At 62.8% G+C, this 16,932-nt stretch carries 14 protein-coding genes; 2 read left to right on the top strand and 12 right to left on the bottom strand.

Annotation, left to right across the window (positions count from 1 at the left end):
• Nucleotides 1-4 precede the first annotated feature (4 nt).
• Nucleotides 5-1,513, bottom strand: coding sequence for a CoA-acylating methylmalonate-semialdehyde dehydrogenase (locus GCN74_RS00505; protein ID WP_152254838.1), 1,509 nt, complete (start codon nt 1,511-1,513; stop codon nt 5-7).
• A gap of 157 nt (nt 1,514-1,670) precedes the next feature.
• Between GCN74_RS00505 and GCN74_RS00500 the strand changes: the two genes are divergently transcribed.
• Nucleotides 1,671-3,056 (top strand): short-chain fatty acyl-CoA regulator family protein, encoded by a 1,386-nt coding sequence (locus tag GCN74_RS00500; RefSeq protein WP_152254837.1) that lies wholly within the window; start codon nt 1,671-1,673, stop codon nt 3,054-3,056.
• On the opposite strand, the gene GCN74_RS00495 is transcribed toward GCN74_RS00500, so the two are convergent.
• Genes GCN74_RS00495 through GCN74_RS00465 form a run of 7 tightly spaced genes read right to left on the bottom strand, consistent with a single transcriptional unit; the run spans nt 3,053 to nt 9,989 of the window.
• The gene (locus GCN74_RS00495; protein ID WP_152254836.1) at nt 3,053-4,129 is read right to left on the bottom strand and encodes an adenosine deaminase family protein; all 1,077 of its coding nucleotides are present in this window, start codon (nt 4,127-4,129) and stop codon (nt 3,053-3,055) included. The two genes, GCN74_RS00500 and GCN74_RS00495, sit on opposite strands and share 4 nt — an antisense overlap.
• A 28-nt stretch (nt 4,130-4,157) precedes the next feature.
• Nucleotides 4,158-5,102, bottom strand: a complete 945-nt coding sequence (locus tag GCN74_RS00490; protein WP_152254835.1) for a nucleoside hydrolase — start codon at nt 5,100-5,102, stop codon at nt 4,158-4,160.
• 20 nt (nt 5,103-5,122) lie between these two features.
• Nucleotides 5,123-6,154, bottom strand: coding sequence for an ABC transporter ATP-binding protein (locus GCN74_RS00485; RefSeq protein WP_152254834.1), 1,032 nt, complete (start codon nt 6,152-6,154; stop codon nt 5,123-5,125).
• A 13-nt stretch (nt 6,155-6,167) separates the two neighbouring features.
• The gene (locus tag GCN74_RS00480) at nt 6,168-6,947 is read right to left on the bottom strand and encodes an ABC transporter permease (protein ID WP_035822719.1); all 780 of its coding nucleotides are present in this window, start codon (nt 6,945-6,947) and stop codon (nt 6,168-6,170) included.
• The gene (locus tag GCN74_RS00475; protein ID WP_152254833.1) at nt 6,944-7,783 is read right to left on the bottom strand and encodes an ABC transporter permease; all 840 of its coding nucleotides are present in this window, start codon (nt 7,781-7,783) and stop codon (nt 6,944-6,946) included. Before GCN74_RS00475 ends, GCN74_RS00480 begins: the two co-directional genes overlap by 4 nt.
• 21 nt (nt 7,784-7,804) lie before the next feature.
• Nucleotides 7,805-8,827 (bottom strand): ABC transporter substrate-binding protein, encoded by a 1,023-nt coding sequence (locus GCN74_RS00470; protein ID WP_226938796.1) that lies wholly within the window; start codon nt 8,825-8,827, stop codon nt 7,805-7,807.
• 58 nt (nt 8,828-8,885) lie between these two features.
• Nucleotides 8,886-9,989, bottom strand: a complete 1,104-nt coding sequence (locus tag GCN74_RS00465) for a porin (RefSeq protein ID WP_152254832.1) — start codon at nt 9,987-9,989, stop codon at nt 8,886-8,888.
• 238 nt (nt 9,990-10,227) lie between these two features.
• Here GCN74_RS00465 and GCN74_RS00460 point away from each other — a divergent pair, with 238 nt between their 5' ends.
• On the top strand, nt 10,228-11,145 hold the full coding sequence (locus GCN74_RS00460) for a LysR family transcriptional regulator (RefSeq protein ID WP_070281784.1): 918 nt from the start codon (nt 10,228-10,230) through the stop codon (nt 11,143-11,145).
• 86 nt (nt 11,146-11,231) lie between these two features.
• Here GCN74_RS00460 and rsmA read toward each other — a convergent pair whose 3' ends face one another.
• From rsmA to GCN74_RS00440, 4 genes are all read right to left on the bottom strand, one after another.
• Nucleotides 11,232-12,011 carry a 16S rRNA (adenine(1518)-N(6)/adenine(1519)-N(6))-dimethyltransferase RsmA gene (rsmA, locus tag GCN74_RS00455; RefSeq protein WP_152254831.1) on the bottom strand — a complete coding sequence of 260 codons (780 nt, stop codon included), beginning with the start codon at nt 12,009-12,011 and terminating at the stop codon, nt 11,232-11,234.
• Nucleotides 12,012-12,061: 50 nt separating this feature from the next.
• Nucleotides 12,062-13,111 (bottom strand): 4-hydroxythreonine-4-phosphate dehydrogenase PdxA, encoded by a 1,050-nt coding sequence (gene pdxA, locus GCN74_RS00450; RefSeq protein WP_152254830.1) that lies wholly within the window; start codon nt 13,109-13,111, stop codon nt 12,062-12,064.
• A 19-nt stretch (nt 13,112-13,130) separates the two neighbouring features.
• On the bottom strand, nt 13,131-14,543 hold the full coding sequence (locus GCN74_RS00445) for a peptidylprolyl isomerase (protein WP_152254829.1): 1,413 nt from the start codon (nt 14,541-14,543) through the stop codon (nt 13,131-13,133).
• Nucleotides 14,544-14,631: 88 nt separating this feature from the next.
• A complete protein-coding gene (locus GCN74_RS00440) occupies nt 14,632-16,881 on the bottom strand; it encodes an LPS-assembly protein LptD (protein ID WP_152254828.1) in 2,250 nt (749 codons plus the stop codon).
• Nucleotides 16,882-16,932 lie beyond the last annotated feature (51 nt).

Raw genomic sequence — 16,932 nt, 5'->3', positions numbered from 1 at the left:
CTCCTTACTTGAGGCTGATGGTGGTGTTGACCTTGCCCACCGAGGCCGCATCCGTGAACCAGCGCTGGGTGATCGTCTGCGTCTGCGTATAGAACAGCACGACCTGCTTGCCGAACGGGCCCAGGTCGCCCAGCTTGGAGCCGCGCGAACCCGTAAAGCTGAACAGGGGCACGGGCACGGGAATGGGCACATTGATGCCGACCTGCCCCACGTCGATTTCTTCCTGGAAATAGCGTGCGGCCGCGCCGCTTTGCGTAAACAGCGCCGTACCGTTGCCGTTCGGATTCGCGTTGACGAGGGCAATCGCTTCGTCCAGCGTATCGACTTCGACGACGATCAAGACGGGGCCAAAGATTTCCTGGTCATATACGACCATGCCGGGTTTCACGCCGGACAAGATGGTCGGCCCCACGAAGTTGCCGTTCGGATAGCCATCGACCTTGACGTCGCGGCCGTCGAGGGTCAGTACGGCGCCCTGCTCGATGCCCCTGGCGACGAGGCTGTGCACGCGCTCTTTCGCTGCGCAGGAAATCACGGGGCCCAGGTCCGGATTGTCCTTGCCCGCGCCCACCGTCAGGGTTTGCGCCTTGGCCGCCAGTTCCGGCAGCCACTCGCGCGCTTCGCCCACCAGCACGGCGACGGACGCCGCCATGCAGCGCTGGCCGGCCGCGCCGAAGCCCGCACCCAGCAACTGGTTCAGGGTCTGTTCCTTGTTGGCGTCAGGCAACACGACGGCGTGGTTCTTGGCGCCCATCATGCATTGCGCACGCTTGCCGTTCAGGCTTGCGCGCTGGTACACATGCGTGCCCACCTTGCTGGAGCCGACAAACGAGATCGCCTTGATGTCCGGGTGGTCGCACAGGGCGTTGACCACGTCTTCGCCGCCGTGTATCACGTTCAGCACGCCGGCCGGGATGCCCGCCTGCAAGGCCAGGCGCACGAGTTTTTCCGTCACCAGCGGGTCTTGCTCCGACGGTTTCAAGACAAACGTATTGCCGCAGGCAATTGCCATCGGGAACATCCACAACGGGATCATGGCGGGGAAGTTGAACGGGGTGATGCCCGCGCACACGCCCAGCGGCTGCAGCACGCTGTAGGTATCGACGCCGCCGGCCACGTTTTGCGCGAATTCGCCCATCTGCAGGGTGCCGATATTGGCGGCGTGCTCGACCACTTCCAGGCCACGGAACACGTCGCCTTCCGCGTCCAGCAGGGTCTTGCCCTGTTCCATCGTCAAGGTGGCGGCCAGGTCGGCCATGTTTTCGCGGATCAGCTGCTGCAATTTCAGGAAGATGCGGGCGCGCGCGCCGATCGGCGTCTTGCGCCAGGTTTTGAAGGCGCGCTGGGCCGAGGCGATGGCCGCGTTCACTTCGTCCGGCGTGGCGAACGGCACCTTGGCCAATACTTCCTGCGTGGCGGGGTTGACGACGTCGCGCCAGACGGTGGTCTGGGATTCAACCCACTCGCCGTTGATCAAGAGGGGAACGGTCGGAATAGCGTTTTGCGTGGTCACTCGGTGTCTCCTTGTGTGGGTATAGGTCTGTTTGCATTATTCGCACAATCGCCGCCACGAACAAGGCGTGAAAATGCGAGATAATGCAAAGATGAATCTGTTAATCTGCAAAGATTGTAAATTTGCAGATTCCGCAAACCGGGGAAGAGGAGACGCGATGGCGAAGGTTTTCATGGGCGTGCGCCTGCAGCGCCTGCGCGAGGAACGGCGTATGACGCAGGTGGCGCTGGCCAAGTCCCTGGGCATTTCGCCCAGCTACCTGAACCAGATGGAGCGCAACCAGCGCCCGCTGACGGTGCCGATCCTGCTGCGCATCGGCACGGTGCTGGGCGTCGATCCGCAAATCTTTTCCGAACACGACAGCGCCAGCCTGGTGGCCGACGTGCGCGACGTGTTCGGCGAATTGCCCGACGCGCCGCCCACCTCGATGGCGGAATTGAAAATGCTGGTGGAAAACATGCCGGAACTGGCGCGCTCGATCCTGCTCTTGCAGCGGCGCTACCGGGTGATGGCGGAACGGGCAGATACCCTGGCCGCGCGCCTCGACGACGGCAGCCGCGGCGCCAGCTCGGCGGCGCCGTCCACGGACGAGGAGGTGCGCGAATACCTGAACCGGCGACAAAATTACATCGATGAGCTGGACCGGGCGGCGGAGCGGGTGGCCGGCGAATTCGATCCCGCCCTGCGCGCGCTCGATGCGCTGCAGGGGCGCCTGCTGGAACGCCACGGCATCCGGGTGCAACTGTCCGATGGCGACGCGGGCATGGTGCGCAAGCACCGCTACGACGCCCAGCAGCACATCCTGTGGCTGCCCGACACTCTGACGGGCGGCCAGCGCGCCTTCCAGATGGCGGCGCAAATCAGCCTGCTGGAACACAGCGAACTGATCGACGCCCTCGTGCTGGCAGCGGGTTTCTCGGGTGCGGCCGCGCAAACCAGCGCGCGCCTGGCCTTTTCCAATTATTTCGCGGGCGCCCTGCTGATGCCCTACCAGCGCTTCCTGCAGGCGGCGGAAACGCGCGCCTACGATATCGAGCGCCTGGCGCACCAGTTCGGCGTGGGCTTCGAGGCCGTGTGCCACCGCCTGAGCACCATGCAGCGTCCCGATGCGGCTGGCTTGCCCTTCTTCTTCGTGCGCGTCGACCGCGCGGGCAATGTCTCGAAGCGCCAGTCGGCCACGGACTTCCACTTTTCCAGGGTGGGCGGCACGTGTCCGCTATGGATCGTCTACGACGCCTTCAGCCATCCTGGCCAGGTGCTGACGCAGGTGGCCAGCATGCCGGACGGCTGCACCTATCTGTGGATCGCGCGCCAGGTCAGCACGGCCTCGCCGGGCTTCCGCGCGCCCGGCAAGACCTTTGCCGTGGCGCTGGGCTGCGACATCTCGCAGGCGCACCGCTTGATCTATTCGAAGGGACTCGATCTGCACGACCCTTCCAGCGCCACACCCATCGGCACGGGCTGCAAGGTGTGCGAGCGCCAAAGCTGCCCGCAGCGGGCGTTTCCGTCGCTGCTGCTGGCAGTCCCGCCTGTCTCGGCTTAGGAGACCTCGGCCACGCGCGCGCGCAGCGCGTCGAACTCGCGCGCAAATTCCGCGCGCCAGTCGCGCCGCGTGGACTCGTCTATCCAGGCCGCGTCCAGGCCATTCAACATGAAGCCGCGCATGTCGTCCAGGCCGAAGCCGAATTCGCGCATCATCATCCAGGCGCCCGTCGGCGTCACGTGATGCAGGGTCGGGTCGTCCGTGTTCGGATGCAGTTTCAGGCCCAGCTTGGCCATGGCACGGATCGGGTGATCGAGGGCCCAGCGCTCGGGCGCCAGGGTGCGCAGATAATATGAATTGGTCGGCACCACGGTAAACACCAGGCCCCGCTCCACGCAGCGCTGCGCCAGTTCAGGATTGTCGACGATGGTGTAGCCGTGGTCGACCCGGTCCACCTGCAGCTGCTCGATGGCCGTCTCCACGTTCATCCACGGCATGCCGAATTCGCCCGCGTGCGCCGTGCACTTGAAGCCGGCTGCGCGGGCGGCGCGGTAGGCTTCGATGAACAGCTCGGGCGGGCGGTCGTTTTCGCGGTAGTCGATGCCGATGCCGATCACTTCCTGCGCGCGGTGCGCCTTCATCCATTCCACCATCTGCACGGCTTCGGCGGGAGCCGCTTCGCGGTCGATGCTGGGGATCAGCCGGCCGATCACGCCGAAATCGCGCTGCGCGTCGCGGATGGCGGCCACGATGGCGTCTTGCGCCGCATCGTAGCGGATGCCCGACACGCGCACGGTGCCGGTGGGATTCCAGAAGAACTCCGCGTAACGCACGCCGTGGCCATGCACGTCTTCCAGGTATTCGTAGGCGAGGCAGTACAGGTCCGTCGGCGAGACGATCAGGTGCGCGTCGAGCGCGCGCAGCACGCGCAGCACGCCGACGGGCTTGTCGCCGCGCGTGTAGAACGCGTCGATTTCCTCGGCGGTGACGACATTGCCCGTCTTGGCGGCCAGCGCACGGAAAGTGGCCTGTCGCACCGTGCCGAACAGGTGACAATGCAGCTCCACTTTCGGCATGGCGCGTAAAAACTGTTCGATGCTCAGGGCAGGCAGGGTGTCGGCAGGATGACTCATGAAGCTCGCTTCGTTAGTGGAAAAAGGGTCAGACGAGAATGGCCGCCAGGCGGCGCATCAAGCGCTCGATGGCGGCCGGGCCATCGGCCAGCATCGCCACTTGCGTATTGATGGCGGCGCGGCGCGGCACGCGGAATTCGCACACCGTCATGCCGCGCGTCAGTTCGCCCGTCAATTCGATGGCCACGTGGGCCGGCTGGAACTGGAACAGCTGCGGCGCTTCCAGGTACAAGGCCACCACGGGGTCGTACATGGGCATGGGCACGGAACCGTCGGCACTGCGGATGCGCACATACGCTTCCAGGTAGCCGGCAAGACGCTGCGCGCGCGGCGTGCCGATGGCGCGCAGGCGTTCCACTTCCACGTTCGTCACCAGCAGCTGGCGGCACAGGTTCAAGCCGAACATGCGCAGCGGGATGCCCGCCTTGAACACCTGGGCAGCCGCTTCCGGGTCGGCATAGATATTGAATTCCGCCGCCGCCGTGTGGTTGCCCTGGTCGGTCGAGCCGCCCATCAGGATGATCTCGACGATTTTTTCCGCGATGTCCGGCGCGCGCGTTAGCGCCGTGGCCAGGTTCGTCATCGGCGCAATAGCCATGATGGTGATCTGGCCAGGATGCGCGCGCACGGCGGCGATCAGCGCGTCGACGGCATGGCCGGCAGCATCCGTGGTCGCGCCGGGCGGCAGGATCTCGCCCGTCGTCGGCATGCCGCTGTCGCCGAGGATGCGCTGCGCCGTCTCGATGACGCCGGCCAGCGGTTCTTCGCAGCCGCGGTAGATGGGCACCGTCAAGCCATCATGGGCCTTGATGCGCAAGGCATTGTCGTAGGTGATGTCGACGGGCGCATTGCCCGCCACCACGCTCACGCCCAGCCACTCGATATCGGGATTGCTGCCCAGGAGCAGCATCGTCAGCCAGTCGTCGAAACCGGGATCGGTATCGAGCCAGATTTTCTTGCAGGGTTTGTCCATGATGGTCTCCGGTTAAAACATCAGGCAGCCAAACACAGGGCGCTGTCGGCCGGCAGCACGAACGAGACGGCCGTGCCTTCGCGCCAGGCGGCGCCACCGGCCGCGCAGATGCCCTTGACCTGGCCCAGCGGCGTTTGCAGCAGGTATTCGACGGTGTCGCCCAGGAAGCCCCGTGCCAGCACGGTGCCCGGGTATTGAGCGCTTGCGTCGTCCGGCGCGCACACGCGCACCTTGTCCGGACGCCAGCCCAGCACCGTGGTGCCAGCGTTCACCGGCGCCGTGTACGGCAGGCTGGCGCCCGCGTGGTGCAGCGCGCCGTCGCGGTAGTCGAACAGATTTTCGAAGCCCATGAAGTTGGCGACGAAGCGCGTCGACGGCGTATTGAAGACGGCTTCCGGCGCAGCCAATTGCTCGATGCGCCCGCCGTTCATGACGACGATGCGGTCGGACAGGGCCAGCGCTTCTTCCTGGTCGTGCGTCACGTACAGCATGGTGATGCCCAGCTCGCGCTGGATGCGGCGCAATTCGGCGCGCATCTGCACGCGCAGCTTGGCGTCCAGGTTCGACAGCGGTTCATCGAGCAGCAGCAGGGCCGGCTCGACGACGATGGCACGCGCCAGCGCCACGCGCTGCTGCTGGCCGCCCGACATCTGCGCCGGCAGGCGCGTTTCAAAGCCCGTCAGGCCCACGGCGGCGATCACGGCTTCCACTTTCGTTTTCAGCAGGGCCGGCGCCACCTTGCGCAGGCGCAGGCCGAAGGCGATGTTGTCGTACACGTTCAGGTGCGGGAACAGCGCGTACGACTGGAAGACCATGCCGATATTGCGCTTGTTCGGCGCCAGCTTGCCGATTTCGCGGCCATCCAGAACGATGCGGCCCGACTGCAGCGGCATCAGGCCGGCGATCGCGCGCATGGTGGTGGTCTTGCCGCAGCCGCTGGGGCCCAGCAGCGAGATCAGTTCGCCCTGCTCGACGTGCAGGTCCAGGTCCTTCACGGACGTCGTGTTCTTGGCGTAGCCGAGGTTCAGCTTGTGCAGTTCCAGATAACTCATGGTGTGTTGCCTCTTACATGTATTTAGAAATGCCCAGCACCTTCTCGGTCACCATCACGAAGGCCATGGTGAACAAGACCAGCAAGGTCGACAGGGCTGCGATCGACGGATCGAAACTGTTTTCCATATGGCCCAGCATCTCGATCGGCAAGGTGCTGATGCCGGGTCCCGTCAGGAACAGCGAGACGGGCACCTGGTTGAACGAGGTGACGAAGGCAAGGAAGAAGGCGGCGATCACGGCGTTGCGGATATTCGGCAGCACGATCATGAAGAACGCCCGCAGGCGCGACGCGCCCAGGGTGATGGCCGCATCCTCGATATCCACGCGCAGGTTCACCAGGCTCGCGTACACCACGCGCACCGAATACGGAATCAGCAGCGCGATGTGGCCGATCAGCAGGCCCACGTAGACGGGCGCATTGATGGTCAGCACCAGGTGGTGCAGCAAGCCCAGGCCCACGAGGATGGCGGGAATGATCAGCGGCGACGTCAGGATTTGCCGGATGGCGCCGATGCCCGGTGGCGGCATGCGCGAAAACGCATACGCGACGGGAATGCCCAGCAACAGCGCGATGACGGTGGCGATCAGGCCGATTTCCAGGCTGGTCTGGAAGGCGCGGCGGAACTCGGGCGCCGACCACACTTCGAGGATCCAGCGCAGCGAGTAGGACTCGGGCGGGAAAGCCAGCGTTTCGCCGCCGGAAAAGCCCGCCAGCACGACGATGGCAAACGGTCCCAGCAGGAACAAAAACACCAGCCACAGGACGGCGCGCGAGAATAAGCTTTCTTTCATACGGAACTCCGGCTCGAGGAAATACGTTTAAGGCCGGCATTCACCAGCAAGGTCATGCAGACGAGGATGACGGCGATCACATTCGCGGCGCCGAAATCGCTCTCCACGCTGACCTTCTGGTACAGCAGGGTTTCCAGCATCAGCACCTTGGTGCCGCCCAGCAGGGCCGGCGTCACGTAGGCCGTCACGCAGCCCGTAAACACCAGGGTGCCGCCGACGACCAAGCCCTCCTGCGTCAGCGGCAGGGTGACCTTGCAAAACACTTGCCATGGATTGGCGCCCAGGGTGGCGGCAGCCGGTTCCACGTCGCGCGGCAGGTTTTCCAGCGCGCCCGCCAGCGACATCAGCATCAATGGCAGCAGCAGTTGCAGCAAGCCGACAAACACGGCAAATTCGCTGAACAGCAAGCGCAACGGTTCGTCCGTGAAACCCATGTTGACGAGCGCCGCGTTGACGGCGCCGTTACGCCCCAGCAGCACGATCCAGGCATAGGTGCGCGCGATCGGCGAGACCATCAGCGGCAGGATCATCATGCCCACCACCAGGCCGCGCCACTTCGGCGACACGCGCGCCACGGCTTGCGCGGCCGGGTAGCCGAGGATGATGGACGCCAGGGTCACCAGCGCGGCGATGCGCAGGGTGCGCCAGAAGATGGTACGGTTGAATTCCTGCGAAAAGAATTCGACGAAGCGGTCGACGCCCCACTGCATGCCGTCGCCGACGCGGAAGGCGTCGACCAGCAAGGCCAGCACGGGCAGCAGGAAGCAGACGACGATAAAGATCAGCGCCGGCAGGACCAGCAGCAGGCCCAGGCGCTTTTTTGGATCAGCAAACATGGTGTTCTCTCCTCGTCACCACTATTTGCTCATGGCCTTGTTCCACTGCGTCATCCAGTTCGTGCGTTGCTTGAGGATGGTTTCCGGCTTGACGAATTTCAGCGAATTGATCTGGTCGGCGCCATAGGTGTTGAATTGCGCGGCAGCCACCGACAGGCGCACGTCCTTGTTGACGGGCGAGTCGACCAGGTTGGTCGCCAGCTGCGTCTGCACTTCCTTGGACAGCCAGAAATCCATCAGCTGGTACGCCAGGTCCGCATTCTTCGAACCGGCGACGATGCCCATCACGTTCATGCCGGCTGCCTGGCCTTCGGCCGGGATGCTCCATTTCAGGGGCAGGCCCGTCTTGAGCATCTGCGACCAGGTGAAGCGCGCCACGGGCGCGGCCCAGATTTCATCCTGGGCGAACAGGGCGGCCAGCTGCGCGCTATTCTTCGAGAACGTGACGACGTTGCCCTTCATGCCGACGATCTTGGCAAAACCGGTCGCGTAGTCGTCCGTCTTGCCGCCCCAGGCCGCATCGGCCATGCGCAGCATCAGCGGACCCTGCGTGGTGCTCACGTCGGGGAAGGCCACGCGGCCCTTCAGTTCGGGGCGCCACAGGTCTTTCCACGACGTCAGCGGGGCGATCTTGTCGCTGCGATACACCAGGCCCACGGAATACAGGGTGTAGCCGACGGCGTAGTTGCCGCCGATGGGGTTTTTCGCCACGTCGTACAGGGCTTTGTAATTGCTCAGCTTGGAGTAATCCATGGGCTGGATCACGCCCTTTTGCGCCGCTTCCAGCATGCCGGAATCGGACAGCAGCACCAGGTCGATCACCGGATTTTTCGCGTGCACCACCAGCTTGGCGATACGGTCCGCGTTATTCCCCGTTTCCACCTTGATATCGCAACCGCATTTGGCCTTGAACGGCTCGTACACATACTTCATGAACAAGGGTTGGGCAATCGGATAGGCCGAAATGACCAGCTCGCGTTTTTCCGCGTGGGCGGCGTTTGCCAGCAAGCCTAGGCTCAAAGCCAACATGAGGTGCTTTTTCAAGATGCTTCCTTTCAGGGGGCGGCGCTGCGGGACAGCGCCTGTAAAAGATGAATCAGACTCAGAAATAATGTCGCATGCCGACGATCAGCACGCTTTGCGTCTTGCCGCCGGAGGCGCCGAAGCCGAATACGCGGGCGAACGTCGCATCGCCGGCCGCTTTCTGGTAGCTCCAGGTGATGGCGACATCGGTGCGCTTGGACAGGAAATAATCGGCCTGGAAGTTGACCTGATGCCATTTCGGCGTCTTGTTGATCACGTCATATTTTCCGGTAGTAAAGAAATACGACGCGCCCAGGTTCAACGCTTCCGTCAGCTTGTGGTTCACGTTCAGATCCACGTTTTGCAAGGTCAGATTGCTTTGATCCAGGTAGTGGTAGCGCACGTTGGTGTACAGCGCGCCGAACTTGGTCCTGCCCACATTATAAAAGCCTCCCGTGCCGGCGATGGCCTGGCTGTCCACGCCGGCGCCCTTGACGGCGCTCTTGTTGAAAATCAACAGGGAACTGCCATAGTCGTTGCCGATGGCGCCATTCGGCGCATCGGGGCTGTTCGGGTGATCCATCTTGGTGTAGGCGACGGCCCAGCTGAAGGCATCGACTTTGTAGCCGGCACCCACGCTGTAGACGCGGTTGCGGTTGGAATCTGCCGGATTTTCGCTGAAACCATACAGGCCCGTGAACGACAGGTTGCTGATGTTCGGGCTGACATACTTGACGGCATTTTGCACGCGCAAGTTGTTGTAGCCATTGTCGTTGTCGCCGATGTGCACGCCGTTACTGGCGATAACCACCGGGCCCAGCAGGTCCTTGACGGCCTCGTACTGGCGGCCCAGGGTCAGGGTGCCCTTGTCGTTGCTCGACAGGCCCACGTACGACTGGCGGCCGAACAGGCGGCCGCTTTGCGCCGCCGTGCCCGTCATCACATTAAAACCGTTTTCCAGCGCGAAGATGGCCTTGGTGCCGTTGCCCAGGTCTTCCTGGCCACGGAAACCGATGCGGGGATTCTGATTCGTGCCGCTCAGCGCATGCGTGCGGCTGCCGTTCCCCTCATCCGACACGTAGCCGATACCGGCCGACAGCAAGCCATACACTTGCACGCTGCTTTGCGCCTGCGCCGCGCCCTGCGCCGCCAGCAAGCCACCCACCACCATCGTTCCAGTCATCCATTTATTCATCGCCGCCGCCCTAAAAAGAGTAAACCCTGAGTTTTTTTGGAATTATTTTATTGATGCGTCCCTTGCCTGGCGCTGCGCCGCGAATGCCGGCGCCGCATTCCAGGCGCTTCTCCCGAATATTGTTGCATTCAAGACAAGTAAAGACCAGTCCAGAATATGGTAAATTGCGGGATAAGAAAATTTGTTTATTTTTATAAATCCATTACTTTTTCTAATAAGCAAACCCATGCATGAACTGAGCAAGAAAATTTCCTTACGACATTTACAAGCGTTTTCCACCCTGGCCCGGGTAAACAGCTTCAGCAAGGCTGCACAGGAATTGTGCGTGACCCAGCCGGCCCTCAGCGCGTCGATCAAGCTGCTGGAAAACCAACTGGGAAAAAAGTTGTTTAACCGCACAACCCACCAGCTGGAACTGACGCGCGAAGGCAAGCTGGCGCTCGACTACGCCACGCATTTATTGAATACGGCAAGCAACACCTTTGCCGATATCCAGCGCGCCATCGGCAGCGGACGCCACCGCATCCGCATCGGCGCCATCCCTTCGGCCATGGCCATGACGGCCGTGGTGGTGGCGCGCTACTGCGAGCAGCATGGCGATGAAGTGGAAATCGTCCTGTCGGACATGCCCAACGACGGCTTGCTGCACGCGCTGCATTCGGGCCAGCTGGATTTTTGCGTGGGCATCGAGGTGCCCGGTTCCGTGTCGCTGGAAAGCGTGGGCCTGTTCGAAGATGAACTGGTGCTGGTGACGGCGGGACGCCATGCGCTGGCGCCGCTGAAGGAAGTGCGCTGGGAGCAGCTGGCGGGGCAGGAAATCGTCGTCTTTACCAAGGGCAGCATCTGGGAGTTCGCTTCGAGCGCGCTGCGCCAGCATGGCTTGAGCCCGTCCAGCCTGTACCAGATGATCCACAGCGAGTCGCTGTATGGCGTGGTGCGCGCCGGCATCGCCGTGGGCATCATGCCCAGCCTGTACACGACCTTCCTCAACGACGAGGACCTGCACGTGGCGCCCCTGCGCCAGCCCACGTGCAAGCGCAAGATCGCCTTGATGCGGCGTAATGAAATCAGCCGCAACCACCATGTGGACGACTGCTTTTCCGCGTTGCGGCAGGATTTGCAGCAGGTCGACCAGTGGTTTTGATGGTCACTACAGGGGTCAGACCCCCACTCGCGTCGACGCCTGCTCAGGCGCTGCGGGTAGAGTGGGTCTGCCCCCAGCTCCTGCGATTACTGCGGTGCCTTCAGCAAATTCGCCAGGGCCACGTATTGCTCCAGGCCCACCATTTCCGGACGCAGGGTCGGGTCGATGCCGGCCGCCTTGATCTGCTCTTCCGTAAACATGCCGGCCAGGCAGTTGCGGATCACCTTGCGGCGCTGCGAGAAGGCCTTCATCACCACCGCTTCCAGGGTGGCCTGGTCGCAGGCCAGGCGCTGGGCCACGGGAATCATGCGCACGATGGCCGATTCCACCTTCGGCGGCGGATCGAACGCCGTCGGCGGCACGATGAACAGCAGCGACATGTCATAGCGCCATTGCAGCATCACGGACAAACGGCCATACGCCTTGCTGCCCGGTTCGGCCACCATGCGCTCGACGACTTCCTTTTGCAGCATGAAATGCTGGTCCTGCACCAGCGGCGCGAAATCGGCCAGGTGGAACAGCAGGGGGCTGGATATGTTGTACGGCAAGTTGCCCACGATGCGCAGCTTCTGGCCGGCCGGCACGGGAATCTGCGCGAAATCGAACTTCAGCGCGTCGCCCGAGTGGATCGTCAGCTTGGCGGGATCGAAGGCCTTTTCCAGGCGCACGATCAGGTCGCGGTCCAGTTCCACCACATGCATCTGTTTCACATGGCGCAGCAATTGCTCCGTCATGGCGCCCAGGCCGGGGCCGATCTCGACCATGGCATCGTCCGCCTGCGGCGCGATGGCGGCCGTGATGTCGTCGAGGACGAAGCGGTCATGCAGGAAGTTCTGGCCAAAGCGTTTGCGGGCAACGTGTTTCATATTCTGTTTTTCTATTCTAGGGGCGGTGTAGCGGGGTAAAACCGGGGATATCAGGCGCGGCTGCTGGCGCGCAGCATGCCGAGCGCCGTTTGCAGGGCCTGCTCCATGCTGTGGCAATCAGCCAGTCCCAGCCCTTGTGCGGCCAGATCCAGCGCCGTGCCATGGTCGACCGAGGTGCGGATCAGCGGCAAGCCCAGCGTGACATTGATGCCGCGCCCGAAGGTCGCGTATTTCAGCACGGGCAAGCCCTGGTCGTGGTACATGGCCAGCACGCAATCGGCATCGGCCAGGTATTTGTGCTGGAACAGGGTGTCGGCCGGATACGGTCCGCGCGCATCGATGCCGCGCGCTTGCGCCGCGGCAATGGCCGGGGCGATGACATCGATTTCCTCGCGCCCAAGATACCCGCCCTCGCCCGCGTGCGGGTTCAGGCCGGTCACCAGGATGCGCGGTGCGGCGATGCCGAATTTCTGTTGCAGGTCCGCCGCGATGATATCGAGCGTGACGGCCAGGCTGTCCATCGTGATGGCGGCGGACACGTCCTTCAATGGCAGATGCGTGGTGGCCAGCGCCACGCGCAGGGTCGGTTCGCCATGGCCGGGTTCGCCGGCCAGCATCATCACCACTTGCGGCGTGCCGGTTTTTTCTGCCAGGTATTCCGTATGGCCGGAAAAAGCCACGCCCGCGTCGTTGATCGTGCTTTTTTGCAAGGGTGCCGTGACCATGGCGCCAAACCAGCCGGCCTGGATACCTTCCACGGCCGCATCCAGGGCCGCGAGCACGGAGCGCCCGTTTTCCTTGTCCAGCACGCCCGGAATGACATTGTTGACAGTGGGAATATCGATCACGGCCAGGCGGCCCGGTCCGAACTGGGGCAGGCCGCTGTTGCGCACGGCTTGCAGCGACAGCGCCGCCAGGCGGATGTCCGGGTCGATCAGGCTGGCCGTCAGCGCCAGGAAGGCGGCGTCGCCCAGCAGGATGGCGTTGACTTCATGCCGCATGGCCCAGGCGGCGCGGATCGAAATTTCCGGGCCGACACCGGCCGGTTCGCCACAGGTGATGGCGATGGCCGGGCGGCGTGCAACAGGCAAGTTACTCATGCGCAAATAGTCGGCAACATTACTGGTCGTCCGGGCGGAATTCGACGTAGGCACGGTCGCGCACTTCGCGCGCCCAGTTTTCCGTCGCTTCTTCCAGCTTGCGTTCGCGCAAGGCGTTGCGCGCGGCGCTGCGTTGCTTCTCTTTCGAGACATCGTCGCTCTTGCGTTCCAGCACTTCGATCAGGTGGAAGCCAAAGCTCGACTCGATCGGCTCGCTCACCTCGCCCGGTTTCAGCGCATTCATCGCCGTTTCGAATTCCGGCACGGTGTCGCCCGGATACAGCCAGCCCAGGTCGCCGCCCTTGGCCGCCGAGCCGTCGTTCGAGAACAAACGGGCCAGGTCTTCGAACTTGGCGGCCTTGTTATCGAGACGCTCTTTCAATTCCGACAATTTGCGCTTGGCTTCGGCCGCCGACAGGGTCGGGCTTATTTTCAGCAAGATATGGCGCGCGTGCGTCTGCTGCACGGCAGCCACGGCTTGCGCCTCGGCCGCGCTGCGGCGATCCACCAGCTTGAGGATGTGGAAACCCGTGTTGCTCTTGATGATGGGCGTGATCTGGCCCGGCTTCAGTTTCACCAGCTGTTCCGTGAACAGGGGCGGCAAACGGTCGCTATTGCGCCAGCCGATATCGCCGCCGCTCAGCGCATCGCTGGCGTCGGAATAGCTGGCGGCCATCTTGGCAAAATCGGCGCCCGTGCGCAGCTGGCGGCTGACTTCTTCGGCGCGCGCGCGGCGTGCGGCGATCTGTTCGGGGCTGGAGTTTTCCGGAATGCGCACGAGAATCTGCGCCAGGTTCAGCTCGACTTGCTCGCTGGCCGCCGCTTTTTCCGCTTCCAGGAAGTTATCCACCTCGGAATCGGAAATCTGGATCTTGGCGTCGACTTCATGCTCGCGCAGGCGCTGCATGATGATTTCATCACGAATTTCTTCGCGGAAGGTCGCAAACGGCGTGCCCTCTTTTTCCATCTGGTTGCGCAGGTCTTGCACCGTCATTTTTTGCTGTTCAGCAATACGGCCGATGGCGCGGTCCAGGGTCAGGTCATCCACGCGCACGCCCATTTCCTTGGCCAGCTGCATTTGCGCGCGCTCGACAATCATGCGCTCCAGCAATTGGCGGCGCAGGTCGGCAGGATCGGGCAAGGGCACGTTCTGCGCCTTCATGCGCTGCTCCACGCTCTTGATACGGGCCGCCACTTCATTGCGCGTAATCACATCGTCATTGACGACGACGGCGATGGAATCGATGGTCTGGCCACTGCTGGACGCCGGGGGCGTGAAGCCCTTGACCGGTGCGGCAGCGGGTGCAGCCGCGGGGGTGGCCGCAGGAGCTGGCGCAGCCTGTTGCGCCCAGACACTACTGGTCGTGGCGCCGGAAATGGCGCACAACAAAACCGTTGCAATTTTGAATTGGTGCATACTGGCATTACGCATAATGTGTAGAGCGCTCATGAGTTCAGGTGAATAAAAAAACCGGTTTGCGCCAGCGCCGGGAACACCGGCGGCGGCAACGGTGCCTATCTTAACGGAGTGGCTGGCTCAGTGCCTGGTAACCAGGGATGGTTTTTGTAAATGTTTCCAGTCCGTTCGCGCCCAGACCCAGGCCATTCGACAGCCCCGTCAGCTCCAGCTGGAAGAAGATCGGTGTCGAGACCGTATTGGCCGTCGTCACGAAACGCTGCGCCCCCATGCGGAAGACCCAGCAATCACCCTTGTATTCCAGGCCGACCAGGCTTTCCAGCATGCGCCGGTCCTGCAAGGAGTAGCTGATGCGTCCCACGCCATACAAGCGGTCCGTCAACGGCCATTGCGTCGACACTTCCGTATTGCGTATGTTGTTACGCAGGAAACGGTTGCTGAAGTTCAATACTTTCTTCGCCCCTGGCTGATATTGCAAGGTGTACGTCGAGCTCATCAACTGGCGATCGCTGGGATTGTACTGCACCAGGCTATCCACGGTCCAAGTCTCGGACACGCGGCCCGTTGCGGCCAGCAGGATATCGGAACGCGACTGGTTGACGGGCGTGCTCGAATCGAGCTGCACGCGCTGGTCGGCAAAGTAGAAACGCTGGCCGAAGGTCAGGCGCATGCGCTCCGTGCCGTCCGGCTGCAGGAAACGCGAGACCAGGGCGGCCGTCACCTGGTTGGCGTCGCCGATGCGGTCGCTGCCAACGAAGCGGTTTTCCGAGAAGATCTGCGTCAGGTTGAACGTGCCGGCCGCCGTATCGAAGTTCGGGAACTGCGACTGGTCGCGGTAGGGCGTGTAGACATAGAACAGGCGCGGCTCCAGGGTTTGCGTGCCGCCCTTGGCGCCAAACAGGTTCGTGTCGCGTTCAAACACCAGGCCGCTGTCGACCGAGAAGGTCGGCACGGCGCGCGTAAACGAGGTCGTCGGGAACAATGCCTTGGTCCTGGCGTCGTTGTCGAGCTGATACGCGCTGGCATTGAGCATCAGCTTGGGCGTGACGAAGTAGCCGGGACGGACGATGGGGAAACTCACCTGCGGCACGGCCACCAGGCGCGATCCTTGCACCAGGGTCGGGTGCGCGAAGCGCGTCGCTTCCGCGTCGAAGGTCCAGTCGAAACCGCCCCACACGTCGTACTTGCCGGCGTGGAAGTTCACTGCTGGCAAGCGGTCATACGGCCGCGTGACGGTCAGGCTGGGGTCCTTGACGGCATCCGGGTCTTGCAGCACCTGGTAATTCTGCACGCGCGCCGTCAGGCTCCAGTCCTCGGTGCGGTAATCGGTGCGCAATTCGCGCAGCAATTGGCGCTCGGTGGCGGAAGCGACGGTTTTCGAAAAATCGTTCGGGTAATTATTGTCGGACGCCTCGCGCAGATCCCAGCCGTAGGTCCAGCCCTTGGCCAGCGCCTGCTCGTGCTTGGACTTGATCAGGTAGCGGTTGGTCTTGGTTTGCTTGTCGTTAGGCAAGAACTCAAACGACGTTTCACCGCTGTACAGACCGGCATCCGTCTCGCCCATGTAGCGACCCGCCGCACCCAGCTGGATGCCGCGCCGTTGTATGTAGCGGGGGAACAGGGTCAGGTCGCGGTTCGGCGCGATGTTCACGTAATACGGCACCAGCAGCTCGAAACCGTTCTTCGAGGCAAAGCCCGGCGTGGGCGCCAGCCAGCCCGAGCGGCGCGCGCCCGACAGCGAAAACGAGATGCCAGGCGTGCCCAGGATAGGCACGTCCATGAAATAGATGATGGTCTTGCTGCCCGTGCCCACGTCGCGGCCCGTATCGAGGTTCAAGGTGCTCGATTTCAGGTACCAGTCGGGATTCGGCCCTTCGCAGGTACTGTACGTGCCGTCGATGACATTGGCTTCGTCGGGGTTGATGAAGTCGACGCGCTCGGCCTTGCCCTGGCCGCCGCCCACTTCGAAACGGTACGTCGGGTTGAGCAGGAAACCTTTGCCGGTCTCCATGTTCAGCTTCAGCACGTCGCCCGTGTAGTAATCGCCGAAACGCCACATCTTGATATGGCCCTCGGCATCGAACTGATCTTCAACTTGTTTGTAACAAGCTGTATCGGCCGTCATTTTTGTGGTTTTTCCACGCTCAATCACGACATTTTTGTCGAGATTGATCTCCCTTTCCGGCCGTCCGTTCATGCTGTTCGCCGTCATGACGGTGGGCGCGTCGGGATCTTCCACATGCACGGGACGCGGTGCTTTCTGGGCGTGGACAGGCACCGTCGTGGCGGCGACGAGCGCGCTGATGGCGAAAGCCCAGCGCTGCGAAGGGGGGGAGGCCGAAAACCAGCTCATGAATTGGAAGGGGCAAGCACCATTGACAGGCGATTTTTTGATTTGAATCCC

Source organism: Janthinobacterium sp. FT14W, from assembly GCF_009208755.1.
Classification (GTDB): Bacteria; Pseudomonadota; Gammaproteobacteria; order Burkholderiales; family Burkholderiaceae_D; genus Janthinobacterium; species Janthinobacterium violaceinigrum.
The sequence above is the reverse complement of the archived record's forward strand: the minus strand, read 5'-3'. Positions and strand labels throughout refer to the sequence as shown.